A 23,037-nucleotide genomic window follows, 5' to 3' on the forward strand; every position below is an offset into this window, starting at 1 on the left:
TGGTGACGAGAGCCGCCGTGAGCTCCCCCTGGCGGGCAGCGGGAGCCGCGCAACGAGCAAAGGGCGAGATGAGCGGCGATGGAACGACTTCCCACCTCACCGGGCGAGCCTCCCGGCACCGCGCAGCCACCCCCCGCCCCGGCCGGCGACCGGCCCGACCCGGTCCAGCCGCCCCCCACGATCCCCGGCGACCGGCCCGACCCGGCCGGGCCGGTTCCCGGGCGTCCCCTTCCCACCGCCACCGCGGTCATCAGCGAGCAGGGCGTCGTGACGGGATGGAGCGAAGGAGCCCGCCGGCTGCTGGGGTATGCGCCCGCCGAGATCATGGGACGGCCCGCCGCCCGTCTCCTCGCCCACGGCGCCGCGCCGGTCGGGCCGCCCGGCACCCCGTGGCCGGTGGACCTCGGTGGCACCCTGACCCTGCGCCATCGGGACGGCCGCGACCTCGCACTCCCGCTGAACGCCACCCGCCGGACCACCACCAGCGGCGTCACCGAGTGGCTCGTGACCAGCACCGCCACGGCGGAGGACGGCACCACCGCCCCGGCCCCGCAGGAACCGGCACCCGGTCCTGCGGGACGGCCGGACGCGGGAGCCCCGGCCGTCGAGGCCACGGGCTCCGTGGCCGGCGAGGCGCCGGACCGCGAGACGCCCGCCGCCGACGGGCCCGCTCCCGGGCCACCGGCCGTCGACGCGCCGGCCGCGGCGGCACGGGCCCCGGAGGACCCGGCGGGTGTGCCCCCACCCGATGCGGCGGCGTCGTACGCAGGCCCCCCGGCCGGTGCACCGCACCCCGGCACCGACACCGGCGGGACACCGTACGCCCACGCACCCGCCCCCGCACCGCACCCCGGCACCGACACCGGCGGGACACCGCTCCCCGGCCCGGTCACCGACGAGGCTCTGGGGGCGTGGGCGTTCGCCCAGTCCCCGTGCATGCTCGCGGTCTTCGACACCGACCTGCGGCTGCTGCGCGCCAATTCCGCCATGGAACGCGCGCTGTCACTCCCCGAGACCCGGATCCGCGGTCTGCGGCTCACGGACATCGTTCCCGACCCGGTGAGCGAGGAGACCGAGCACGCCATGGGCCTGGCACTCCGGACCGGCAGGCCGCAGCACACACCCACGGCGCTGCGCCCCTCGGGCAACAGCTCCGAGGCGGGCCGCCCGGCCACCGTCACCCCGCTCACGGACGACGGCGGCGTCCGGGCCGTGTGTCTGGCCGCCCACGCCCGTACCGAGGAGCCCGAACACCACCTCACCCGGCAGCGGATGCTGCTGGAGGACCCGGGCGCAGGGATCGGCACCACCCTCGACCTGGAGCGCACCGCGCAGGAACTCACCGACGCCGCCGTGCCCCGGCTCGCGGACACCGCTGCCGTCGAGTTGTGCGAAACCCCTCGTCACAGCCGTCCGACCGGCCCTCTCCCGCTGCGCCGGACCGCCTACCGCTCGCATCCGCCGGGCACTCCGCCGTCGGCAGGCCCGGAACCCGTCACCCACCCCGCCCACTCCCCGCTGACCCGGTGCCTGACGACGGGCCGCAGCGCCGTGTACCGGTTGGACGACCCGTCCCTCGTCCAGTGGAGGGCCACCGATCCCGAGGCCGCACGGCTGGACGAGGCCGGCACGCACACACTGATGGCCGTACCCATGCTCACGGCGGGATCCACGCTCGGGGTGGCGCTGTTCACCCGCAACCGCACCCCTCAGCCGTTCACACCGGACGACCTTCAGCTGGCCGAGCAACTGACCCACCGCGCCGCCACCGGCATCCACAACGCCCGCCGCTTCACCCGCGAACGCACCACCACCATGACGCTGCAGCGCAGCCTGCTCCCGCACGCACTGCCCGACCAGCCCGCCCTCGACATCGCCACCCGCTATCTGCCCGCCGGTACCGAAGCAGGCGTGGGAGGCGACTGGTTCGACGTCATCCCGCTGTCCGGCGCGCGCGTCGCCCTCGTCGTCGGCGACGTCGTCGGCCACGGCATCCGGGCCTCCGCCACCATGGGCCGACTGCGCACCGCGGTCCGCACTCTCGCCGATGTGGACCTCCCGCCCGACGAGCTGCTCACCCGGCTCGACGACCTCGTACTCCATCTGTCCACCGACGAGTCCTCGCCCACCGACGACACCACGACGGGCATCGGCACCACCTGCCTGTACGCGATCTACGATCCGATCTCCCGGGATCTGACCCACGCCCGCGCCGGTCACCCACCACCGGCCGCCGCCACCCCCGACGGTGACGTGTACTTCCTCGACACCCCCGCGGGTCCGCCCCTGGGGCTCGGCGGCCTCCCCTTCGAGACCACCACCACCACGCTCGACGAGGGCACGTTGCTCGCCTTCTACACCAACGGCCTGCTCAACCCGCGCGAGACCGACATCGACCAGACCCTGGACACGCTGTTCACGGCACTCGCCCGCCCGTCGTCCGGCCTCGAGACCACGTGCGACCGCATTCTGACGACCCTGCTGACCCACCCGCCCACCGACGACATCGCCCTCCTCATCGCCCGCACCAAGACGCTCCACCCCCAGCACGTCGCCACCTGGACGCTCCCGCACGACCCCGCGGTCGTCATCGAGGCCCGTCACCGCACGACCGAGCAACTCGCCGCCTGGGGACTCGTGGACGCCACCTTCATCACGGAACTGATCGTCAGCGAACTCGTCACCAACGCCATCCGCTACGGAAAGCCACCGATCCAGCTGCGCCTGATCCACACCGACACCACACTCACCACCGAAGTCACCGACTACAGCAGCACCAGTCCGCATCTGCGGCACGCCCACACCTACGACGAGAACGGCCGCGGGCTCTACCTCATCGCCCAGCTCACCCAGCGCTGGGGCACCCGGCACACCCCGACCAGCAAGACCATCTGGACCGAGCAGACGCTGATGTGAGTCCGGCGGGGTGGGGAGCCGCCGGAAACCCCGTTGCGGTGCGGGCCCGGGGCGGCCGCCCGTCGGCGTCATGACCACGCACCCCATCCCGCCGCCCGGTACCGCCGTGCGCCCGGCGACGCTCGCCCTCCCGGTCCCGGCCCGAGGCACCGCCCGCGCCGCCTCCGTCGGTTGACGCGCCGGCTGGGGCGGGCAGCACCCCTGCCCGCGGCGACCCGCCGCGTCACGGGCCCGCGGCGGCCGCGGACCTGGCATGGTGGGGCGCCCGCGCCGGGACCGCCCTGTGTGCCTCGTCCGGAGTGCGGAACGCGTCCCGCCGGGCGGAACCTCCGCGACCCGCTCGCCATCCTCCCCACCGGACGGCGAACGACGGCAAGGGCGAGGGGCGCGGCGTGGTGCGGTGGAGCGACGGGGAGCGGACGGGCTCGGACGGCGAGGGGATGCGGGCGCTGGGCCGGCGCGGCGTCCTGGGGGCGGGGATCGCCGCCGGGATGGGGCTGGCGGTGGGCAGTCGGTCGGCGGGGGCGTCCGCCGCGCCCCCGCGCGCGGTCCCTGCTCCCCGGGCGGCCGGGGCGCCTCGCGCCGGGGACTGGACGGCGCTGGCCCGTGGGCTCGACGGGTCTCTCGTACGGCCCGGCGACCGTGACTACGACGCCGCCCGCAAGCTGTTCAACCCCCGCTTCGACGGGCTGCGGCCGGCCGCGGTCGCGTACTGCGCCCGGCCGGAGGACGTCCGCGGCTGCCTGGAGTTCGCGCAGCGTCACCGGGTGCCGGTCGCGGTGCGCAGCGGCGGCCACTCCTACGCGGGATGGTCCTCGGGGCCGGGCCTCGTCGTGGACGTCCAGCGCATGGCCGGCGTCTCGCTGTCGGGGACGACCGCGACGATCGGCGCGGGGGCCAAACTCATCGACGTGTACGCCCGGTTGACGGCTCGCGGGCGGACCGTGCCCGCGGGGTCCTGTCCCACCGTGGGGGTGTCGGGGCTGGCGCTGGGCGGCGGTATCGGTGTGGTCAGCCGTGCGTACGGCCTGACCAGCGACAGTGTCGTCGGCGTCCGGATCGTCACCGCCGACGGGCGGATACGCACGGTGGACGCCGCGCACGACCCGGACCTGTTCTGGGCCCTGCGCGGGGGTGGCAACGCCCGCTTCGGCGTGGTCACCGAGCTGCGGATGCGCACCCACGCGGCGCCGCAGTGCACCACGTTCTTCCTGAGCTGGCCGTGGTCGCGGGCCGCCGCCGTGGTGCGCGAGTGGCAGAAGTGGGCGCCCACGGCGCCGGAGGGTATCTGGGCGAATCTGCATCTCTCCGCTCCGGTGGGCGGCAGGCCCGGGTCGGTGCGGGTCGGGGGCCTGGCGCTCACGGGCCGCGGCGACCTGGAGAACCGGCTCGACCGGCTGGCCGACGCCGTCGGCGCGCCGGCGCCGTCGGTGTCGGTGCGCACCCGCCCCTTCATGGACGCCATGAAGGTGATGGGCGGCGTGTCGGGCTTCACCATCGCCCAGTCACATCAGAAGGGCACACTGCCCGGCCGCAACCCGCAGGGACGCGTGGCGCGGGAATCGTACGCCGCACGCTCGGACTTCTACACCAGGCGCATCCCGGCGGACGGGGTCAGGGCGCTGCTCGGCCGGGTGGAGCGGCTGGCCGCTCTCACCGGGGGCGGCGCGGGCAGTGTCGCGCTCGACGCGCTGGGCGGCGCGGTGGGACGGGTCGGGCCGGCCGCCACGGCCTTCGTCCATCGCGACGCGCTGTTCCTGGCGCAGTACATCGTGTCCTGGCCGGACGACGCGGCCGCCGCCACGGTCGACCGCCATCAGGCATGGCTCGACGGCACGCACGCGGCGATGCGGCCGTGGGCGAGCGGCCGGGCGTACCAGAACTACACCGACCCCAAACTGCGCGACTGGCGCCGCGCGTACTTCGGCGCCAACGCCGAACGGCTGGCCCGGGTGAAGGCGGCGTACGACCCGGGCCGGCTGTTCCGTCACCCGCAGTCGTTCTGAGCCGGGGCGCGCCGCCGGGCGGGAAGCCGTCCGGGGCCGCGTCGGCGGAGTGGGCCGCACATTCGGGGCGGTTCCGGCGGATGCCCGCCGGCGACGGTACGCCGGCGGGCAGCGGTGCCGGGGCCCGCCGTCGTGGCGTCCTGGGGCGACGCGTCACCGTGGCGTCCGGTCGGGAGGATCAGTGCGCGTCGTCGCGGACCGCCGAGAGCAGGCGCGCGCAGCGGGCGCTCATGTCCCGCGCGGACTGTTCCGGGTGGGAGATCCACCAGCCGACCAGGGCGCTGACCGTGCCCGTCCAGACGTGCTTGAGGGCGTCCGCGTCCAGCGGATCCGTGTTGCCCCCGCGTCCCAGCAGCGCGGCCGTGCCCTCGGCCGCGAGGTCGTCGACGGCCGCCCGGTGCCGCTGCGCGGCCGAGCGGAGTTCCGATCCGGGCGGCAGCGTCCGGTCGTAGAGCACGAACCACGCGTGGCGTTCGCCCTCCAGGGCGGTGAAGAGCGACGTGAGGACCGCGTGTGCCAGTGCCGTGGCCGAGGGCGGCCGGGCGGCGGTCATCGTGTCCTCGATGGCCGCGAGCAGCCGGGCGGCGACGCGTTCCAGGCACGCCAGGTAGAGGCCGTCCTTGGAGCCGAAGTAGGTGTAGAGCATCGGTTTGGTGACGCCCACCTGCCGGGCGATCGCCGCCATGGACGCGCCGGCGTGCCCGCCGCGGCCGAACTCCTCCATCGCCGCGGCGATGATCTGTTCCTCCCGGCGGGCGCGCGGTACGCCCTTGGTGCCGGCGCCGCGCCCGTCGCGCCCCGTGCCGGAACCGGCGGCCGCCGGACCTCTTGCAGTACCCATGCCAGGACTATACGTTGCGGTAAATTACCTAGCGGTAAATTACTGAGAGGGAAGATCGATGGATCTCCTCAGCCCCGCCTCCTCGTCCGCCGGCCCCCGCCCCCGTCGCTCATGGTGGGGCTGGGGCACCGAGGAAGCGGCCCTGTCGGACAGCGAGTGCACGGCTCTCGGAGCCCTGGTGCCCGGCGCGGCGGACACCCCGCTGCCGGTGCCCGGCGTCGCCGACCTCGACCTGCCCGCGTCCCGTGTCGCCGCTCCGCCCGCGCTCGGGCACCTCATGTCGGACGCGCCGGAGGAACGGGCGGGCCACACCTACGGCAAGGCGTACCGCGACGTCGTCCGTGCCCTGTACCGCGACCTGCGGCCCGCGCCGGACCTGGTGGCCCGTCCCCGTTCGGAGCAGGAGGTGGCGGACGTCCTGGACTGGGCGTCGGGTGCGGACGTGGCCGTCGTGCCCTACGGGGCGGGGAGTTCGGTCGTCGGCGGCGTCGAGTACCGCGCCGGCCTGCACCGGGGCGTCGTGTCGATGGACCTGACCGGGCTGGACCGGGTGCTGGAGATCGACCGGGTGAGCCGTGCGGCACGGATCCAGGCCGGGGTCCTCGGCCCCGCCCTGGAGGACCGGCTCCGGCCCCACGGACTGACGTTGCGCCACTTCCCGCAGAGCTTCGAGTTCTCCACGCTCGGCGGCTGGCTGGCGACCCGAGCGGGCGGCCACTACGCCACGCTCCACACCCATATCGACGATCTCGTGGAGTCGATGCGGGTGATGACCCCGGCGGGTGTCAACGAGTCGCTGAGAGTGCCCGGTTCGGGCGCCGGTCCGTCGCCGGACCGCCTGTTCCTGGGTTCCGAGGGAACCCTGGGAGTGATCACCGAGGCGTGGATGCGCCTGCAGGACCGCCCCCGGCACAAGGCCTCTGCCACGGTGTTCTTCGACGGCTTCGACGCGGCACTGCGCGCGGTGCGCGCGATCTCCCAGTCCGGGCTGCATCCCGCCAACTGCCGGCTGCTCGACCCGGGGGAGGCTGCCCTGGCCCAGGTCGCCGACGGTGGCCGGAGCGCGCTCGTCCTCGGCGTCGAGGCGGCCGATCGTCCCGTGGGCGGACGACTCGCGGAGCTCGTCGAGCTCGCCCGGGACCACGGCGGCCTACCGGCTCCCGCCGGCGGGGAGGGCGGCGACTCGGCGGCTGGAACCTGGCGGTCCGCGTTCCTGCGCATGCCGTACCTGCGCGACGCGCTCGCCCGGATGAGCGTGATCAGCGAGACGTTCGAGACCGCGTGCACCTGGGACCGGCTCCCGCTGCTCGTCGACACCGTACGTCGCGAACTCGGCGCCACCGCGCGGAAGGCGACGGGCACCGAGGCCATGGTCAACTGCCGTCTGACGCACGTCTATCCGGACGGCGCCGCACCGTACTTCACCGTCATCGCCGCGGCGCGGCGCGGCAGCGAGGTCGCCGTGTGGGACGACATCAAGACGGCCGCGATCGCGGTGCTCGGCGATCTCGGCGCGACCGTCACCCACCACCACGCCGTGGGACGCGACCATCGGCCCGGCTACGACCGCCAGCGTCCGGAGCCGTTCGCGCTCGCCCTGCGCGCCGCGAAGCAGGTCCTGGACCCGGCGGGGATCCTCAACCCCGGCGTTCTGCTCGACCCAGCCGATCGGACCGGCACGGTGCGGGAAGGAAACACGCCGGTCTGACGGCCCCTCGGCCGATGCGGCATCGGCACGCCCTGCGGGGACGGTCCGGTCCGCGCCGGACCGGGCCGAGCGGGCGGGCGGGCGGCCAGGTCCGACGACGGCTGCGCGGACGAAGCCGCCGCGCGAGCCGCGCACGATGCCGCGGCGGGGGCGGCGGAGGGCTTCGCCGCCCGCCCCGCGGGCTACCGCCGGCGCGGGTAGTCGGGGTCCTCCTCGGCGCTCGGCAGATCGCGGTGCCCGTCGTTCCACGGGTTCGTCCATCCGCACACCCCGCACGCGTAGCGGCCGTTGAGGCCGGACAGACGCGTGCCGCAGCGTTCGCAGTCGGTCTCGGTGATCTGCAGCGCTCCGTGATGCGTCAGGTCGGCGGGGGGCGGTAGTTCCTCGACCTGCGGGGGCCATTCACGACCACGGGGACGCTTGCTCATGCGGGGGAGGTTACCTCCGGGGCCACCGGGGGCCGCGGGTCGGGGCCTGGGACGTGCCGGCGGTCCCGGAGGGCCGGCGGTCCCGGAGGGCCGGCGGTCCCGGAGGGCCGGCGGTCCCGGAGGGCCGGCGGTCCCGGAGGGCCGGCGGTGCCCAAGCGGAATCGTGCCCGGAACGGCATGGTGCCCGGAACGGCATGGTGCCCGGAACGGGATGGTGTCGGCCTCCCCGGGGAGGCCGACACGGCCATGACGGGGTCCCGGACGCGGCCGTACGGCCGCCTACACCCCGGTGCCGGTGGGCGCTCAGCCCGCCAGGCTGTGCTCACCGCCGGCCGCGATGAGGCCGATCTCGCTCGTCGTGGTGGTCACCACGACGGGAACTCTGCTGTCGGCGGTACTCCCGTTGCCGAGCCGGCCCTCTCCGTTCTCGCCCCAGGCGTGGACGACGTTCCCGAGGCCGGTCGCGTCGCCGGGGTCGTCCTCACCGCGGCCCAGGAGCCCGCCGTGCCGGTCGGCGCATCGGCAGGACGACGGGCTGGGCGCACCGGCGTCGCCGCAGCCGCAGGAGGGCGTCAGGGCGAGGTTGTGGTCCTCCGCGGTGGAGATGCCCGTCACCCCGCGCAGGCCCCGCACCCGGACGGGGATGGTGCTGTCGGTCGTGGTCCCGTTGCCCAGCTGCCCCGAGGCGTTGGCGCCCCAGGCCCACACGGTGCCGTCGCCCGTCAGTGCGAGACTGTGGCCGAGACCGGCCGCGACGGCCCTGACCCCGGTGAGTGCCCGGACCTCCACCGGGGTCGTGCTGTCGATGTTGGTGCCGTTGCCCAGCTGACCGGAGAAGTTGTCGCCCCAGGACAGCACCCGGCCGTCCCTGACCACCGCAAGGCTGTGGTCGCCGCCCGCGGCCACGGCCCTGGCGCGAGTGATGCCCTGCACCTGGACGGGGATGGTGCTGTCGTCGAGTGTGCCGTTGCCCAGCTGGCCGTTGTCGTTGTCACCCCACGCCCGGACCGTGCCGTCCCGCAGCAGGGCGGCGGCGTGGTTGTCGCCGCCGGAGAGTGCCTTCACCCCGGCGAGGTTCTGCACCTCGACGGGGAGGGAACGGTCGGCGAGCGTGCCATTGCCCAGCTGGCCGTTGTCGTTGTCACCCCACGCCCGGACCGTGCCGTCCCGCAGCAGAGCGAGGCTGAAGTCGTCACCCGCCGCGACGGCCTTCACGCCGGTGAGGCCCAGGACCCGGACGGGGACGTTGCTGTCGGTCTCGGTGCCGTCGCCCAGCTGGCCGTTGTCGTTGTCACCCCACGCCCACACCGTGCCGTCCCGCAGCAGTGCCAGGCTGTGCGCGAAGCCGGCGACGAGACTCCTGATGCCGGTCGGTTCCGGAACGGCGACGGGCACGGTGCTGCCGGCGTTGTCACCGGTGCCGAGCTGGCCGTCCTCGTTGTCGCCCCACGCCTGCGCGAACGGCGCGGAGCCGCTGCCGAACGGATCGGCGGCCAAGGCGCCGGGCGTCCAGACAAGCGTCGCCACCAGTGCGACGGCCAGCACCGTACCGGTACGTCCTGCGGCACCGCGGCCCGGCGGATGCGCTTCACCCATGACACTTCCCCTCTCGTCCGGTCCCGCCCCACCGCCTCCCCCGCGGTACGAAATCCGAAGAAACCAGTCACAGGCATACCAGTCGCCCCCGTACCGTCGGGCACGACACGTGCGGGCCCCGACTGCCGGTGCCCGGGCGGGGCGCACCCGTCGGACCGGGCGTGCGGCGTGTGCCCCGCGACTCGCGGGCACGCGCGCTCGTGGCGGTGGGCACGGACCGCTCGCGCCGGGTGGGGCCGGGCGGGTGGTGCGTGTAGGCCCGTCGGCCGTGCGTTCGTCCGTGTCGGCGGGGTCCGGTACGGGCCGCTCGCTACGTTCCAGGCACGTACACCCCAGAGCTCGAAGGGCACAGCCATGGCCAAGTGCGAAGTCTGCGGCAACGACTACGAGATGTCGTTCGAGGTGCACGCCGCGGGAGCGGTGCACACGTTCGACAGCATCGAGTGCGCGGCCCAGCGGATGGCACCGATCTGCGAGAACTGCCAGTGCCGGATCCTCGGCCACGGGCTGCAGGCCGACGGGCAGTTCTACTGCTGTGCGCACTGCGCCCGCCAGAAGGGGGTCGCGGAGCTCGCCGACCACGCCTGAGCCGCGCCGCGCGGCTGCGGTCGACGTTCCGCCGGGGGCGCAAGGCCCCGTGCGCCTCGCTCCACGCGTCCACTGTGCTCCATGTCACTCCCGTGCGCCGAGGGCGCGCGATGACTTTCCGCGTCGCGCACCGTCTTCATCGAAGTAGTCCTTCGGAGCAGGAAGAGGAGCCACTCCCATGCGCATCGTGATCACCGAGTTCATCAGCCTGGACGGCGTCGTGCAGGCACCGGGCGGCCCCGAGGAGGACACCGACGGCGGCTTCGCACACGGCGGCTGGTCGCACCCGTTCTTCGACCCGGAGACGGTGGGCGGCGCGTTCGACGAGGCGCTCAGGAGCGCCGAGGGGCTGCTGTTCGGGCGCCGCACCTGGCAGACGATGGCCGGAGCGTGGCCGGAGCGGGCCGGGGACCCGTTCGCCGACCGGATGAACGCGCTCCCGAAGTACGTCGTGTCGCAGACGCTCGGCGAGGACGAACTGACGTGGCACAACACCCGGCGCATCCCGGGTGACGAGGCCGTCGCCCGGATCCGGGATCTGCGGGACGCCGAGGGCGGCGATCTGGTCGTGATGGGCAGCCCGACCCTGGCCCGGACCCTCATCTCCGAGGGACTGGTCGACGAACTCCGACTGATGATCATGCCGGTGCTCCTCGGCGGCGGAAAGACGATCTTCCCGGGCGACGGGGGCAAGCGGTCTCTGGAGCTGGTCTCCACGATCGCCAGCGGCACCGGTGTGCACGTGTGCGTCTACCGGCCGGGCGCCGGGGGGTAGCGTCCCGGCCGTGCATCGTCCGGGCGGACCGTTCGCCCCGGCCTCCCGGTGGGCGAGCGGGGCCTGGTCACGGCGCGAGGTAGGTGTGGAACAGACCTTCCGGGTCGTGGCGGGCCCGGAGGTTGTGCAGCCGCTCCCAGTCGTTCGCCCTGAACGAGCGCTCGGCCCGCGCCGGATGGGCGGTGAGGTCGGCCTCGGCGATGTAGTGGCCGGTGGCCAGGGGTGCCACGGAGGCCGCCGCGTCGCGCAGCCACCTGATGTTGGCTTCGTCGCCGGACGGGTCGTCCCAGATGGCGTAGGGGACCGCGTAGGTCTCGCCGAGCACCGAGAAGGCCATGTCGCGCAGCAGGTCGCCGTCGTGGGAGGCCGGGGCGAACGGAGCGAGGACGAGGGACCGTTCGGAGGGGGCCTCTCGCATCGCGTCGCCGAGCCGGGAGAGGAGGGCGGCGAAGTCGGCGTCGGACCAGAGGGTGTCGGCGGCGTAGCGCAGCCCGGACGGCCAGAGGCCGTCGGCGGTGCCGTGGAGGGCGGCCAAGGACGTGGTTTCGGGTGCCCGGTGGTGGACGGCACCGTCCGCGAAGGGGCAGCTCCCGAGCGGGCGCAGGGCCTCGTCGGCGTGTGTGCCGTCGGAGGCGAAGGCGGTCGCCGTGACCGTGACGACCTTCGGGCGAGGTGTCGCGTCCGCCATGAACGGGGCGGCCGTGGCCAGGGTGAGAGCGAGTTCCACGGACGGTTCGAGTTCGTGCGAGATCTCGGTGGCCCACTGGCAGACCGGCTCGACGTCCGCCAGGGGGAAGGCGTACATGGTCGTCTCGATGGCCCCGGGCGCCGGGTGGAGGCGCAGCCGGAAGCGGGTGACGGCGGCGAAGAAGCCCGGGCCGGCACCTCGCGCGGCCCAGAACAGATCGGCGTTCTCCCGCTCGTTGCACCGTACGGTCTCGCCGTCCGCGGTCACGGCCTCGATCTCCTCGACGCTGTGGCAGGCCGGGCCGAGCGCGCCGGAGTTCCAGCCGAGCCCGCCGCTGAGCAGATATCCGCCGAGGGCGACCGTCCCGCAGTGCCCCGTCGGAAACGCCAGGCCCGCCTCGGCGAGCGCCGGGCCCAGTTCGCGGCCGGTGACGGCCGGCTGGACGGACGCGGTCGCGGACCCCGGATCGATCGCGTAGCGGCGGAGGCCGGAGAGGTCGAGCAGCATGCCGTCGTTGCGCACGGGCGACCCGCACCAACTGTGCCCCGCGGACCGTACGGCGATCCGCAGACCGAGGGAACGGGCGAGGCGCACTGCGGCGGGGACGTCCCGCTCGGACGCGGCCCGGACGATGAGTTCGGGGAAGCGGTCGGGTTTCAATCCGTTCCACACCATCGCGGCGCGAACTGCTTCGTAACCGTCGTCGCCCCGCCGGAGGACGGTCCCCTCGACGGCTCCGGCCTGCCTCTGTTCACGCATCGCGGGCTCCAGGACTTGCGCCGGGTGCGGCTGCGGTCGAAGCCGGGGCCGAGGTGCGGGCCGCGAGGAACCGGCGTGCTCCGTAAGGCCGGTGAGAACGCTGCCCGTGGCGGCGGGTACGTCTCCCATTTTACCCCGCCCCCGCGGAATCAGGCGGTCCTGAACCGGCCGGGGGGCGGTCACCGGCCATGGAGGCGTTCGTCAGTCCCCGCGCCACCCGGGCCGGCCCCGCCCGTGCGAGGATCCCCTGGACGGATGCCCGGTTCCGGCCGTGGAAGGTGACCATGTACGCGATATCCCTGGGTGACGACGGCGCGGAGCTCGGGCCGCTGGAGCCGTGGCAGGCCGAGGAGTTCCTGGCCCACATCGACCGGGGGCGGGACTTCATCGGCCGGTTCAACGGGCTGCCGGACATGGTCACGGATCCGGACTCGAGCCGGGCGTTCCTGCGGGCGTACGCCGAGAAGACCGCGGCCGACACGGGCCGGATCTGCGGCATCCGCCGGGACGGCGTTCTGGTGGGCGCCGTCATCCTCCGGACCATGGACGTCGCGGAAGGCACCGCCGAGGCGGGCTGCTGGCTGGAGCCCTCGGCCGCGGGCCGGGGGCTCGTCACCCGGGCCGCCCGTGTGCTCATCGACTGGGCCGTCGGGGAACGGGGCATCCACCGCGTCGAATGGTGGGTCTCGTCCGGCAACGAGCCCAGTATCGCGGTGGCCCGGCGGCTGGGGATGACGAAGGACGCGGTACTGCGCGAGCGTTACCCGTACCGGGGCAAGCGCCACGACATGGAGATCTGGTCCGTGCTCGCCCCGGAATGGCGGGCCGTGAACGGGGATCGGCCGGTCTCCCGGACACTGACGGGATGACATAATCCGAGCGGTGGAGACCGAGCAAGGGCGGCGCTACGGCCGAGAAGGCGGGGAAAGGGCAACGGTGGCCTTGTCGACATCATGGCCGCAATGGCGTCCGGATTCCCCGGAGTCGTCCTCCGGCGGGCACCCCTTCCTGCTCGTCACGCTGCGCATGACCGTCCCCGGTGGCAGGCAGTGGCAGCAGTACCGCTTCGTCGAGAACCAGCATCTGCGTACCCGGCTCGTTCCCCTTCTCGGCACGCTGCCCCTGAGCCATTCGCTGCTGCAGGAGCCGCACGGCGGCCAGCCCTGCCGGTTCAGCGACCCGGCCGTACGGCTCTGGCGGGACGACGACGCCGACCGCTGGCCCAACACCCTGTACCGGTCGTTCGCCGAGGCGGACGGGCCGCGCCGGGGGCTCGGCGAGGTGACGGTGACGCTGCGGCTGCACAGCCGGAGCGGCTTCGTCCGGGAGGTCTCCCGCACGATCAACGAGTGCAATGTCCGCGCGGACGGGCAGCTCCTGCGCACCCAGGTGCCGGACGTCCTGCCGCTCGACGGCTGACGCCCCGCGGCAGGAGCGGCGCTGCCCCCCGGGCGGCGCCGCAGCGGCGCCGCCGCCCGGTGGCGGGCGGACTCACCACGGCCGGCAGGGGAACGGCCCCGAGAGCCGGAACCCTTCCGGGCCGTGTCCCAGACGCCGGGAGACCAGCAGCACGGAGGTGACCCACACGGCCACCGCGGCCAGCCCGATGCCGGACGACCGTGTGGTGGCCGCCCACAGGAAGAGCACGCCCGCCACCGTCGCAGTCGCCACCGCCCCCACGAGGAGCCCCTCGCTCCGGCCGCCTCCCCGCCGGGCGGGCCGCCCCGCGCGCAGTCCGGCCTCGATCTGGTCCAGCATCGCGATCTCGCGCGCCGACAGTCGCCTCTCCTTCGGCACTCCGCCCCCAGCCTCTGTGGTGTCCCCGACCCGGCTCATCCCCACCTCGCGTCCGCCCCGGCACGGGGGCGTCCGAGGTGCGGGTGCCCGCTCATCGCTCCCGTACGCCGGGAATCCGCGTTCCCGGCCGGCAAGCGTCGCGTCCGTGCGGCCCCGCCCTACCGCACGGGTCCGGACGAGGGCCGTCACACTCCTCGCCCGGACACTTTCGAGCGTACGGCGGACGAGCGCGTACGGCGGGTACCGCCGATCGCCGGGGCGCCACCGGTGGCACGCCGATCCGGCGACAGCCGGCCGACGGATACCGGGGAGCGGGTGGGCGGATTCCGGGTCGGCGGCGGCGCGGCCGGATCAGTTCCGCGGCGGGGACGGGACGCGGTCATCGCCGGGCCTTCGTCCATCGGGCGGACGCGTCCGGCGCCTCCTCCGCGCCACGGCGGCCGACCCCGACGCGGAACCGGGGCGTCGAGGCCCGCTCCTCCCCCGCCACTGCTCGCGGCGACGCGGGCGGGCGCCGGGACATCGTCGACGGCCCGGCCACCCGCGCGCACTATGGTGTGAACTGACGGCCCGCCAGACGACTCCCGTGACGTGGCCCACGACCGGGGCGCGGCTGCGCGCCGCGGCCGACGGCCGTCCGCGTGGCGGGGACGGGTGCCGGGAGGGCATGGATGCCGGAACTGTTCGCGCTGGGCGCCGCGCTCATGTTCGGGCTCGTGCACTTCTTCAGCGGACTGCTGGCCAGACGGGCGGACAGTTACGCGGTCGCGGCGTTCGGGCAGGTCGGCGGCATCGTCCTGATGCTCGCCGTGGCGGTCGTGACGCCGGTGGCGGGTGCGGACGCGCCGATCCTGACGGCCTCGCACGTCACGTCCGGCGCGCTGGGGTGGGGCGCGCTGTCCGGGGTGGGCACCGGCATCGGTGTCGCGTACCTGTACCGGGGGCTGGCGGTCGGCCGGATGAGCGTGGTGGCCCCGCTCAGCAGCGTCGCCGGAGTCACGCTGCCCGTACTCGTCGGCGTCCTCGTCCTCGGCGACCGGCCGAGTCCGCTCGCCTGGCTGGGCGTCGCGGCGGCGGTTCCCGCGCTGTGGCTGGTCTCCCGCAGCGACCGCCCCGAGGACGGGGGAACCGCGGCGGGCGCACGGTTCGGACTGCTGGCGGGGATCGGCTTCGCGGTGCAGTTCCTCGCCATCTCCCGGATCGACCCGGCCGCGGGCCTCTGGCCGATCCTGGCCGCCCGCACCGCGGCCACGCTCACGATCGTCCTCATGGCCCGGGCGGCCCGGGCGACCCTCCGCCTGCCCCGCGGGCTCGTCCTTCCGGCACTGGCGGTCGGCTCGATGGGAGCGGTGGCCCTGGTGCTCTACCAGGCCGCCACCCTCCACCAGCTGCTGGCCCTGGCGACGGTCCTGGCCTCGCTGTACCCCGCGGTCCCGGTCGTCCTGGCCGTCGCCTTCCTCCGCGAACGCCCCACCTCCGTGCAGATCGCGGGCCTGATGTGCACGGGCGTGGCGGTCGTCCTGATCGCTCTGGGCTGAGCGGATGTCCGCGTCCGGGACGCGGCGGCGAGGACGCGAGCCGGTCACCGGTGCCGAGTGCGCTTTCGACCACGGCACGGACCAGATCGGGCGGCAGTGGCGGAGGGGCGGAGGGGGGACCGTACGTCCGGACCGTCACGGACCGTCCTCGGTCACCGGGTGCTGGCCGGCGACCTCCTTCCAGAAGGCGTCCACCCGGGCGTTGAACTTCTCGGGCGACTCCTGGAAGGGCTGGTGCGCCTCGCCGAACAGCATCTCGAAGTCCGCACCCGGGATGGCGTCGGCGACGGCCCGCCCGAACCGCGGGGGCGCGGCGAGGTCGCACTCCCCCGACAGCACGAGCGTCGGCGCGGTGATCCCCGGCAGGCGGTCGAGGGTCTCGTGTGCCGCGAAGGCCTCGAGCTGGCGCTGGAACGCCCCGGAGGACTGCGGATGGGGGAAGGCCAGCGTCTCGTCGATGATCCGGTCCACCATGCCGCTCGCGTGGGCGCGCGGGGTGTAGGCCCACAGCAGGAACGCCTCGAGCATGGCGCGTTCACCCGGAGCCTCGGCGGCGAGCCAGTGCCAGAACCGGGTCATCGACCGGAAGTAGGCGTCCGGCCGCGCCCAGGCGGACACGAGCACGAGGCTGCGCACCCGGTCCGGGTGGCGCAGTGCCAGTTCCTGGGCGATCAGGCTGCCGCCCGAGAATCCCGCGACGTGCGCGCGCTCCACACCGAGGGACGACAGCAGCGCCGCCGCGTCGTCGGCCATCAGCGGGACCGACAGCGGCCCGTCGGGGAGCGGTGTCCGACCGGCGCCGCGGTTGTCGAAGGCGGTGACCCGGTATCGGTCGGAGAGTCCGTCGAGCTGGGCCTGCCAGGCCTCGGCGGGATCGCTCAGGCCCGCGACCAGCAGGACGTCCGGACCCTCGCCCCGGCGCTCCACCCAGAACCGCGCCCCGTTGGCCTCGACGTGTTCGCCCATGAGCGCCACCTCCCCCTCCATGGTCGGCGCGTCCGGTGCCCGGTGCCAGGGCACCGGCCGGGCCCGGGGCGCGGCAGGCACCCGTCCGGGTGCGTGCGGATGCGTCCCGACCGGTCCGGATGGACCCTGGGATCATGGGCACGAACCCGCCTGTGATCGTCCATCCGATCGAGCCGAGCGGTGGCAGACCGGTGACGATCCGAGGAGAGCCGGTCGGTACCGCGCACGACCTGTTCGACGTGCTGGAGTTCCTCCGCCGCGCGAACCTGCCGGAAACCGACACGGCGGTCGACGACCCGGAACTGATCGAGTGGCGGGGCGGCGGCCCGCAGTCGTGGGCCGAGTCACCACCGTGACGGGAGCCGGGCGCCCGACCCGCATCGCGCGCCTGCCGGCTTCACGCGGTCTCCCTCGAACTGGGGCGGGGGCACGCCCAGCGCCACGACGCAGACGCCGGAGGACGGGCGGCGGGGCGGGGCGGCGACCGACGTGCGGCGCACCGGTCGTCAGGGGCGAAGGGTGAGTTCGGCGCGACCGAAGAGCAGCGCGTATCCGGAAGGCAGCGCCGCCAGAACACGGTCCAGCAGCCGGGGGCCGGCGAGACCGGCGACGACGTGGAGGACGGAGCCTGCGTCCCAGCGTGCGGTGGCGGGGGTGCCGCCCGTTCGGGCCGCGAGGTCCTTGACGAATTCCCAGGCGCTGAGCGGTTCGGCGCAGGGAGGCCGGGAGGCGAACTCGAGAGCGGCCTCGACGGGGAGCCTGGCGGCGAGTTCGACGCGCTCGTTCCCGACGAGTTGCCGGCCGAGCGCGGCCAGGACGGCCCGTACGGCCTGCTCGGCTCGTTCGCGGGTCGGGAAGGCGCCCTCGTAGCGAACCTTTTCCAGCAGGTGATGGAACGTCGTACCCGGTGCGGTCGGGACCGTTTCAGGCTGGGGAACCATCGGCGGAGTGCATGCCTTTCTCATGGGTCGGGGCCCCGCTCATCGCCTCACGGGAACGGGGAGGTGCGGGGAAGCTGCGGCGTTGGTCGGTGCGGCGCCGACGGATGTGGAGGACGGGGGCGCGGAAACCGCTCCCCCGTCCTCCACGACCCGCGCGCGGGCGGGGCTCAGCCGGTGATCTGCTTGCGGCCCGGGCGGTCGCCGATGGCGATCTTGCGGGGCTTCGCCCGCTCGGCGATGGGAATGCGCAGGGTCAGCACGCCCGCTTCGTAGTCGGCGCTGATGTGCTCGGTGTCGAGCGTGTCGGCCAGCACGAGCTGACGGGAGAAGACACCGAGAGGGCGCTCCGACAGTTCCATCTGCACGTCGTCCGCCTTCGCCGGCGGTCGCCGCTCGGCCTTGACCGTCAGCATGTTCCGCTCGACATCGATGTCGATCGCGTCCGGTGAGACTCCGGGGAGGTCGAGGGCGATCACGTACTCGTCACCCTGGCGATAGGCGTCCATCGGCACTGCGGAGGGCCGGGACCAGGTGCCCGTCGTGCCCAGGAGCTGCTGCGTCAGCCGGTCGAACTCCCGGAAGGGGTCAGTGCGCATCAACATCGTGAAACACCTCCAGTTGGTTCAGGCAGTACCTGCCAATGCGCTGCAACCTGCATCCGTTGTAGCATGTCGTCCGAACGATGACAACCATGGATGTCGCCGAAAGGATGACACTCTGGCGGAGAAGGGAATCCCATGAGCGCCGTCGAACAGCCCGGGAACACCGGAGTACCGCTCTCGTCCTTCCATGCCGCGGCCGCGGCTCTTGACGCCATCCGGGAAGCGGTGCGCACCGCCCGGGGGGAGCCGTACGGGCATGCGCCCGACACGCCCCCGGCCGGCGCCGAGGAGGCGCTGGCCGCCCTGCTCCTGCTGCGCCAACTGCGCGACGAACTCGCCGAATGGGAGCCGGGGCTGATCGAGACGGCGCGCGACGCGGGAGCCAGTTGGGCCGACCTCGCCCATCCGCTCGGCGTCGCGAGTCGCCAGGCCGCCGAGCGCCGGTATCTGCGCGTACGCCCCGGGGCGCCCGGCTCCACCGGCGAGCAGCGCGTCCAGGCCACCCGCGACCACCGGGCGGCGGACCGCACCGTCAGCGCATGGGCCCGTGGCCACGCGGGCGATCTGCGCCGCCTCGCCGGCCAGATCACCTCTCTCACCGACCTCCCGGCCGACGCGGCCGTCCCGGTGGCGCGCCTCGCCGGTGCTCTCGCCGACGACGACGCGGCCGCGCTCATCGCCCCACTGGCCGGTACGCGGTCACACCTGCAGGGCGACCACCCCGGCCTGGCGGCCCGCGTCGAAACGATCACACGGCACACGGAGCGCCTGCGCGAGGACAGCGGCGAGCAGCGCCGGGGCGGCTGACGCCGGCCGGCACCCGTCCGGGCGGGACCCGGACCGATCGGCCGCCCCGTGCCGCGTCACCTGCCCGGCCGCTGTCCACCGGGCGGGGCGAACACCGGGCGGGCCCAAGCGGGTGGGTCGGGTGGCGGGCCCGGATCCTCCGGGACCTCGGCGAGGCCGGGGACGACCTGCGTCGGCGTGGGAACGGCCCTGACCGCGGCCGGCGCGGCAGCCGGGGCCGTCGCGGCGTCACGGAGGGCCGCGACGAACTCCAGGCAGGAGTCGTAGCGGTCGTCGGGCACCTTGGCCAGGGCCTTCGCCAGGACCTCGTCCGCGGCCTGGGGGATGTCCGGCCGGTGCTCGGTGAGGGGAGGGGGCTGGTCGTACTGGTGCGCCCAGAGCAGCGCGATGTCCTCGTCCCGCTGGAAGGGCGGCCCGCCGGCCAGCGTCTCGTAGACGACGCAGGCGAGGCTGTAGAGATCGCACCTGCCGTCGACCGGTCGCCCGGAGATCTGCTCCGGTGCCACGTAGTCGAGCGTGCCGACGAACTCGCCCACGGTGGTGAAACCGGTGAGGGAGAGCGACTTCTTCGTCAGCCCGAAGTCCGTGAGGTAGACGTGCTCGGGATGGTCGATGTCGGTGCCCTTGGCTACGAGGACGTTGCCCGGCTTGACGTCCCGGTGCACCAGATCGTGCTCGTGGGCCGCGTCGAGCGCCGAGGCCACCTGGGCGGCGATCCGGACGGCGGTCGCGACGGGCAGCGGGCCGTCGCGGTCCAGCAGCGCCCGCAGGTCCAGCCCGGCGACGAAGCGCATGGCGATGTACAGCACGCCGTCGGTCTCGCCGGCCTCGAAGATCGGCACGATGTGCGGATGGTCGATGGCCGCGGCCACCCGTGACTCGTGGGTGAAACGGCGACGGAAGGTGTCGTTGCGGGCGAGCTCCGGCGCGAGCAGTTTGAGCGCCACCGTGCGGTCCAGCCGCAGGTCCTTGGCGCAGTAGACGACCGCCATACCGCCCCGCCCGACCTCCCGCTCCACCCGGTAGCCGGCGATCTGGGCACCGATCAGACCGGACGGACGGCCCGAGTACAGGCTCATGTCGTCCGACGCCGGTGTCATGGGGAGCCACCGCCGTACGGCCTGCCAGGCGGGGGCTTCCGGTCGGTCGGCCAGAGCACCATGCCTGAATTCTATCGATCGGTCCCCTGCCACGCCCGGGCCCGTCGCGGCGGCGGTACCGGGCGGAAGCCCTGGCGCAGGGGTTCCGGCGGGGCCCGCCCCCTCGGACCGTCCGCGAGCAGCGTCCGGGCAACCGCCGCTCGCCGAACCCCGGTCGACGCCCGTGGCGGCCTCGCCCGCTTCGCATCGCGCGACCGCTGTCCCCTCCCCCGGGAGCGGCGCTCGCGGCCCCGGCCCGCGGGGGGCCGCCCTTCCGGGACGGGTTCCCGCTGCGGAACCGGTCCCGGCGCGGCCCGGCCGCGGCCCGGCACACGACGGGGTCGGCGGCCCGCACGTGGCGGACCGCCGGCCTGGTGCCGTACCCGGTGCGCCGCCGGGAACCAGCGCGCCTTCCGGCGAGCCCTGTCCGGCGTCGGGACTAGAAGACGCTCACCCCGTACGCGCTCAGCGCCTCGGTGACCGGCTGGAAGAACGTGGTGCCGCCGGAGGAGCAGTTGCCGCTACCGCCGGACGTCAGGCCGAGGGCCGTGGTGCCCGAGAACAACGGGCCGCCGCTGTCGCCGGGCTCGGCGCAGACGTTCGTCTGGATCAGGCCGTGGACGATGTCGCCGCCGCCGTAGTTCACGGTGGCGTTGAGCCCGGTGACGGTGCCGCCGTGCAGGCCGGTGGTGCTGCCGCTGCGCTGGACGGACTGGCCGACGTACGCGTTGCCGGCGCCCGTGATGTCACGGTAGGAGCCGTTGTACAGATACACCCGGCCGTCCGCCGCCGAGGCGTTGGAGTGGCGGATGATGCCGTAGTCGTTGCCGGGGAAGCTCGAACCGGTGCGGGTGCCGAGCAGTGCGGTCTGCGCGGAGTTGGTGTACCAGGTGCTGCCGATGTCGGTGCAGTGACCGGCCGTCAGGGCGGAGTAGGTGCTGCCGCTGCGGACGTTGAAGCCGAGGGAGCAGCGGCCGCCGCCGGCGTAGATGGCCTGGCCGCCGGCGATGAGCTTGTTGAACGTGCCGGGGGTGCGCTTGATCTCGAGGGCCGAGGCGCGGCTGCCGGCGGACTTCCTGATCTCGGCCAGCTCCGCGGCGGAGACGGTGGAGTCGGCGGTGACGACGAGCCTTCCGGACCTGGTGTCCGTGTACCAGGCCGTGCCGGGGACGTCGGCGTTCAGCACGGCCTCGCCGACCTGGGCGAGGGTGGCGGCGGTGGCCCGCGGGGCGGGGGTGGAGTCGGCTGCCGCGCTCGGGGTCGCAAGCGCGACTGCCGCCAGCAGGGCGGAGGCAACGGCGGTCAACCGTGCGCCTCTTGCGAAGCGGCCGTGGGGGGTGAAGCGCTTGATGTTCACTGCATCCTCCAGTGGGGGTTGCCAACGGCCCGTTGGGTGGACGGGCCCCCGGCACTGCGCAGAGGTGACGGACCGGGATCTCCGCCATGCCCCTGTCAATGCCGTGGCTACGGATCCTGTCTTCCGGTTGCACCCGGGACAAGATCGCCTTTCGGTCGCTCTACGCGCGTCCAAAGCGCCAGTCACCAACGGAGCCGTTTGCCGGACTTGACCTCGACGAGGTTCCGTTCACCGACACGGCCGGTTCTCGCAGACCATCCGAGGAGGAGCGGAATCACCGATTCATTTGCTCTCCGGCAACAGGACGGGAGAGGGATGACGCAGCACGGCCGGCGCGGCCCGACCCGGACGCCGGGACCGAACGGAACCCCCGGCGCCATTGCGGCAGTTCAGAGTTCAACAGGGTGTACGCCCGGAGGCGCCCGCGGACGCCGGGGAAGGCTGCGGGGACCGCACCCGAAGCCGGTTCGCCGCGCACCGGCCGCCGTGGCTTCCGCAATGCACACCACGGCGCAGTGACCGGCCGCCGACCGCCCACGGGTGGATCATGGCTTGATTCCAGCCATGCACAGATGACCTGGCCACGAGTACGACACACCCGCCCGGCGCCCCTTGCGCCCGGCTCACCCCCGTTCGCCCGGCGCCGGCGGCTGGCCGGATTCCATCGCCACGGCGGCTCCACGGTGAACTTCGGCGCGAGGCCCGGCCGTCATGCTCCGGCACCCGGCGGGCCGGTACCGGATGATCGGGACACCGCGGTTCGCGAACCGCTCCGCGCCGCGCACAGGAGAAGACGTTGCCCGCACCGTCCAGGTTGCCCTTCCCCCGGGAACTGCCCGCGCTGACCGCCGGGTTGTCCCACCAGACCTACGTCCACTGGCCGTACCCGCCCGACGCGGTGCGCCCGCTGCTACCGCCCGGACTGCGGCCGGACGAGTCGGACGGACGCGCGTGGGTCAGCCTCGTCGCCCTGGTGATGGGATCGGTGCACCCCCTGGGACTGGTGCCGCTGCCCGGGGGAACGTTCGCGCAGACCAATCTGCGGACGTACGTCAGAACGCGGGACGGACGCAGTGGGGTGTGGTTCCTCTCCCTCGACGCCGCCCACCCCCTCATGCCGGTGGCGCGGGTATTCGGGATCCCGTACCACTGGGCGGACCTGGCCGTGCGGCGCAGTCCGGACGGGCGCACCCTCACCTACACCGGCCGGCGCCGGGCCGGACGCGGACGGAACCGCGCGGCCGTGCCCCCCGGCTACCGGCTGACGGTCCGTGCGGGGGCACCGGCCCCGGCACCACCGGACCTGGATCGCTGGCTCACCGCCCGGTGGTCGTCCTTCTCACAACGGGCCGGCGTGCTCTGGGAGGCGCGCGTCGAGCACCCGCCGTGGCGGCTGCGCGGTGCGGAGGTCCTGGAGCTGCGCGAGACGCTGACCGCGTACGCCGGACTCCCCGCACCCGGGGCCCCCGCGCTGGCGCACATGGTGGAACCCATGGACCGCGTACGCCTGGGCGTGGCCCGGCCGGTCGGCCGTGCCTGAAGAGGACGCACGGGCGCGGGCCTCGGACGACGGCGGTGGGTCTCA

At 74.1% G+C, this 23,037-nt stretch carries 21 protein-coding genes; 11 read left to right on the forward strand and 10 right to left on the reverse strand.

The features are described 5' to 3' along the window. Positions 1–78 precede the first annotated feature (78 nt). Positions 79–2,916 carry a SpoIIE family protein phosphatase gene (locus tag O7595_RS01430; protein WP_269726878.1) on the forward strand — a complete coding sequence of 946 codons (2,838 nt, stop codon included), beginning with the start codon at positions 79–81 and terminating at the stop codon, positions 2,914–2,916. 392 nt (positions 2,917–3,308) lie between these two features. After that, positions 3,309–4,922 (forward strand): FAD-binding oxidoreductase, encoded by a 1,614-nt coding sequence (locus O7595_RS01435; RefSeq protein WP_269726879.1) that lies wholly within the window; start codon positions 3,309–3,311, stop codon positions 4,920–4,922. 178 nt (positions 4,923–5,100) lie between these two features. Here O7595_RS01435 and O7595_RS01440 read toward each other — a convergent pair whose 3' ends face one another. Beyond that, a complete protein-coding gene (locus O7595_RS01440; RefSeq protein WP_269726880.1) occupies positions 5,101–5,763 on the reverse strand; it encodes a TetR/AcrR family transcriptional regulator in 663 nt (220 codons plus the stop codon). A 58-nt stretch (positions 5,764–5,821) separates the two neighbouring features. Between O7595_RS01440 and O7595_RS01445 the strand changes: the two genes are divergently transcribed. Next, positions 5,822–7,471 (forward strand): FAD-binding oxidoreductase, encoded by a 1,650-nt coding sequence (locus tag O7595_RS01445; protein WP_269726881.1) that lies wholly within the window; start codon positions 5,822–5,824, stop codon positions 7,469–7,471. A 182-nt stretch (positions 7,472–7,653) separates the two neighbouring features. Here O7595_RS01445 and O7595_RS01450 read toward each other — a convergent pair whose 3' ends face one another. Beyond that, positions 7,654–7,899: a hypothetical protein gene (locus O7595_RS01450; protein ID WP_269726882.1), complete on the reverse strand. Its 246-nt coding sequence runs from the start codon at positions 7,897–7,899 to the stop codon at positions 7,654–7,656. Between the two features lie 303 nt (positions 7,900–8,202). Continuing rightward, entirely contained in the window at positions 8,203–9,495 is a 1,293-nt protein-coding gene (locus O7595_RS01455) for an RCC1 domain-containing protein (RefSeq protein ID WP_269726883.1), read from the reverse strand. A 354-nt stretch (positions 9,496–9,849) separates the two neighbouring features. Between O7595_RS01455 and O7595_RS01460 the strand changes: the two genes are divergently transcribed. Then, positions 9,850–10,083 carry a hypothetical protein gene (locus O7595_RS01460; RefSeq protein WP_093660046.1) on the forward strand — a complete coding sequence of 78 codons (234 nt, stop codon included), beginning with the start codon at positions 9,850–9,852 and terminating at the stop codon, positions 10,081–10,083. A 178-nt stretch (positions 10,084–10,261) separates the two neighbouring features. Further along, entirely contained in the window at positions 10,262–10,858 is a 597-nt protein-coding gene (locus tag O7595_RS01465; protein ID WP_269726884.1) for a dihydrofolate reductase family protein, read from the forward strand. 67 nt (positions 10,859–10,925) lie between these two features. Here the strand turns inward: O7595_RS01465 and O7595_RS01470 are convergent, their stop codons facing one another. After that, positions 10,926–12,305, reverse strand: coding sequence for an FAD-binding oxidoreductase (locus tag O7595_RS01470; RefSeq protein WP_269726885.1), 1,380 nt, complete (start codon positions 12,303–12,305; stop codon positions 10,926–10,928). A 284-nt stretch (positions 12,306–12,589) separates the two neighbouring features. On the opposite strand from O7595_RS01470, the gene O7595_RS01475 reads away from it, so the two are divergent. After that, positions 12,590–13,174, forward strand: coding sequence for a GNAT family N-acetyltransferase (locus tag O7595_RS01475; protein ID WP_269726886.1), 585 nt, complete (start codon positions 12,590–12,592; stop codon positions 13,172–13,174). A gap of 13 nt (positions 13,175–13,187) precedes the next feature. Next, complete coding sequence (locus tag O7595_RS01480) at positions 13,188–13,724, forward strand: hypothetical protein (protein ID WP_269726887.1); 537 nt, start codon at positions 13,188–13,190, stop codon at positions 13,722–13,724. Between the two features lie 72 nt (positions 13,725–13,796). Here the strand turns inward: O7595_RS01480 and O7595_RS01485 are convergent, their stop codons facing one another. Continuing rightward, positions 13,797–14,141 carry a hypothetical protein gene (locus tag O7595_RS01485; RefSeq protein ID WP_269726888.1) on the reverse strand — a complete coding sequence of 115 codons (345 nt, stop codon included), beginning with the start codon at positions 14,139–14,141 and terminating at the stop codon, positions 13,797–13,799. Positions 14,142–14,773: 632 nt separating this feature from the next. Between O7595_RS01485 and O7595_RS01490 the strand changes: the two genes are divergently transcribed. Beyond that, complete coding sequence (locus tag O7595_RS01490) at positions 14,774–15,640, forward strand: DMT family transporter (protein WP_269726889.1); 867 nt, start codon at positions 14,774–14,776, stop codon at positions 15,638–15,640. Positions 15,641–15,775: 135 nt separating this feature from the next. Here O7595_RS01490 and O7595_RS01495 read toward each other — a convergent pair whose 3' ends face one another. Beyond that, complete coding sequence (locus O7595_RS01495; protein WP_269726890.1) at positions 15,776–16,606, reverse strand: alpha/beta fold hydrolase; 831 nt, start codon at positions 16,604–16,606, stop codon at positions 15,776–15,778. A 134-nt stretch (positions 16,607–16,740) separates the two neighbouring features. On the opposite strand from O7595_RS01495, the gene O7595_RS01500 reads away from it, so the two are divergent. Then, positions 16,741–16,962 carry a hypothetical protein gene (locus O7595_RS01500; RefSeq protein WP_093659038.1) on the forward strand — a complete coding sequence of 74 codons (222 nt, stop codon included), beginning with the start codon at positions 16,741–16,743 and terminating at the stop codon, positions 16,960–16,962. Between the two features lie 150 nt (positions 16,963–17,112). On the opposite strand, the gene O7595_RS01505 is transcribed toward O7595_RS01500, so the two are convergent. Both O7595_RS01505 and O7595_RS01510 read right to left on the reverse strand, forming a co-directional pair. Beyond that, on the reverse strand, positions 17,113–17,547 hold the full coding sequence (locus O7595_RS01505) for a DUF2267 domain-containing protein (protein ID WP_269726891.1): 435 nt from the start codon (positions 17,545–17,547) through the stop codon (positions 17,113–17,115). Positions 17,548–17,714: 167 nt separating this feature from the next. Continuing rightward, on the reverse strand, positions 17,715–18,149 hold the full coding sequence (locus O7595_RS01510; RefSeq protein ID WP_269726892.1) for an Hsp20/alpha crystallin family protein: 435 nt from the start codon (positions 18,147–18,149) through the stop codon (positions 17,715–17,717). A 135-nt stretch (positions 18,150–18,284) separates the two neighbouring features. Between O7595_RS01510 and O7595_RS01515 the strand changes: the two genes are divergently transcribed. Continuing rightward, positions 18,285–18,956, forward strand: a complete 672-nt coding sequence (locus O7595_RS01515; protein WP_269726893.1) for a type III effector protein — start codon at positions 18,285–18,287, stop codon at positions 18,954–18,956. A gap of 56 nt (positions 18,957–19,012) precedes the next feature. Here the strand turns inward: O7595_RS01515 and O7595_RS01520 are convergent, their stop codons facing one another. Together O7595_RS01520 and O7595_RS01525 are read right to left on the reverse strand one after the other, a co-directional pair. Then, entirely contained in the window at positions 19,013–20,056 is a 1,044-nt protein-coding gene (locus tag O7595_RS01520; protein WP_269726894.1) for a serine/threonine-protein kinase, read from the reverse strand. 478 nt (positions 20,057–20,534) lie between these two features. Continuing rightward, positions 20,535–21,452: a S1 family peptidase gene (locus tag O7595_RS01525; protein WP_269726895.1), complete on the reverse strand. Its 918-nt coding sequence runs from the start codon at positions 21,450–21,452 to the stop codon at positions 20,535–20,537. A gap of 796 nt (positions 21,453–22,248) precedes the next feature. Between O7595_RS01525 and O7595_RS01530 the strand changes: the two genes are divergently transcribed. Continuing rightward, entirely contained in the window at positions 22,249–22,992 is a 744-nt protein-coding gene (locus tag O7595_RS01530) for a YqjF family protein (RefSeq protein WP_269726896.1), read from the forward strand. The last annotated feature ends 45 nt before the right edge of the window (positions 22,993–23,037 follow it).

This window comes from Streptomyces sp. WMMC940, from assembly GCF_027460265.1.
Lineage (GTDB): Bacteria > Actinomycetota > Actinomycetes > Streptomycetales > Streptomycetaceae > Streptomyces.

Bases quoted from the DNA above. Each gene is read 5' to 3' on its own strand.
- O7595_RS01430 (WP_269726878.1), top strand. From the start codon at position 79: ATGGAACGACTTCCCACCTCACCGGGCGAGCCTCCCGGCACCGCGCAG.
- O7595_RS01440 (WP_269726880.1), bottom strand. From the start codon at position 5,763: ATGGGTACTGCAAGAGGTCCGGCGGCCGCCGGTTCCGGCACGGGGCGC.
- O7595_RS01445 (WP_269726881.1), top strand. From the start codon at position 5,822: ATGGATCTCCTCAGCCCCGCCTCCTCGTCCGCCGGCCCCCGCCCCCGT.
- O7595_RS01450 (WP_269726882.1), bottom strand. From the start codon at position 7,899: ATGAGCAAGCGTCCCCGTGGTCGTGAATGGCCCCCGCAGGTCGAGGAA.
- O7595_RS01455 (WP_269726883.1), bottom strand. From the start codon at position 9,495: ATGGGTGAAGCGCATCCGCCGGGCCGCGGTGCCGCAGGACGTACCGGT.
- O7595_RS01460 (WP_093660046.1), top strand. From the start codon at position 9,850: ATGGCCAAGTGCGAAGTCTGCGGCAACGACTACGAGATGTCGTTCGAG.
- O7595_RS01465 (WP_269726884.1), top strand. From the start codon at position 10,262: ATGCGCATCGTGATCACCGAGTTCATCAGCCTGGACGGCGTCGTGCAG.
- O7595_RS01470 (WP_269726885.1), bottom strand. From the start codon at position 12,305: ATGCGTGAACAGAGGCAGGCCGGAGCCGTCGAGGGGACCGTCCTCCGG.
- O7595_RS01475 (WP_269726886.1), top strand. From the start codon at position 12,590: ATGTACGCGATATCCCTGGGTGACGACGGCGCGGAGCTCGGGCCGCTG.
- O7595_RS01485 (WP_269726888.1), bottom strand. From the start codon at position 14,141: ATGAGCCGGGTCGGGGACACCACAGAGGCTGGGGGCGGAGTGCCGAAG.
- O7595_RS01490 (WP_269726889.1), top strand. From the start codon at position 14,774: ATGCCGGAACTGTTCGCGCTGGGCGCCGCGCTCATGTTCGGGCTCGTG.
- O7595_RS01495 (WP_269726890.1), bottom strand. From the start codon at position 16,606: ATGGGCGAACACGTCGAGGCCAACGGGGCGCGGTTCTGGGTGGAGCGC.
- O7595_RS01500 (WP_093659038.1), top strand. From the start codon at position 16,741: ATGGGCACGAACCCGCCTGTGATCGTCCATCCGATCGAGCCGAGCGGT.
- O7595_RS01505 (WP_269726891.1), bottom strand. From the start codon at position 17,547: ATGGTTCCCCAGCCTGAAACGGTCCCGACCGCACCGGGTACGACGTTC.
- O7595_RS01510 (WP_269726892.1), bottom strand. From the start codon at position 18,149: ATGTTGATGCGCACTGACCCCTTCCGGGAGTTCGACCGGCTGACGCAG.
- O7595_RS01515 (WP_269726893.1), top strand. From the start codon at position 18,285: ATGAGCGCCGTCGAACAGCCCGGGAACACCGGAGTACCGCTCTCGTCC.
- O7595_RS01520 (WP_269726894.1), bottom strand. From the start codon at position 20,056: ATGACACCGGCGTCGGACGACATGAGCCTGTACTCGGGCCGTCCGTCC.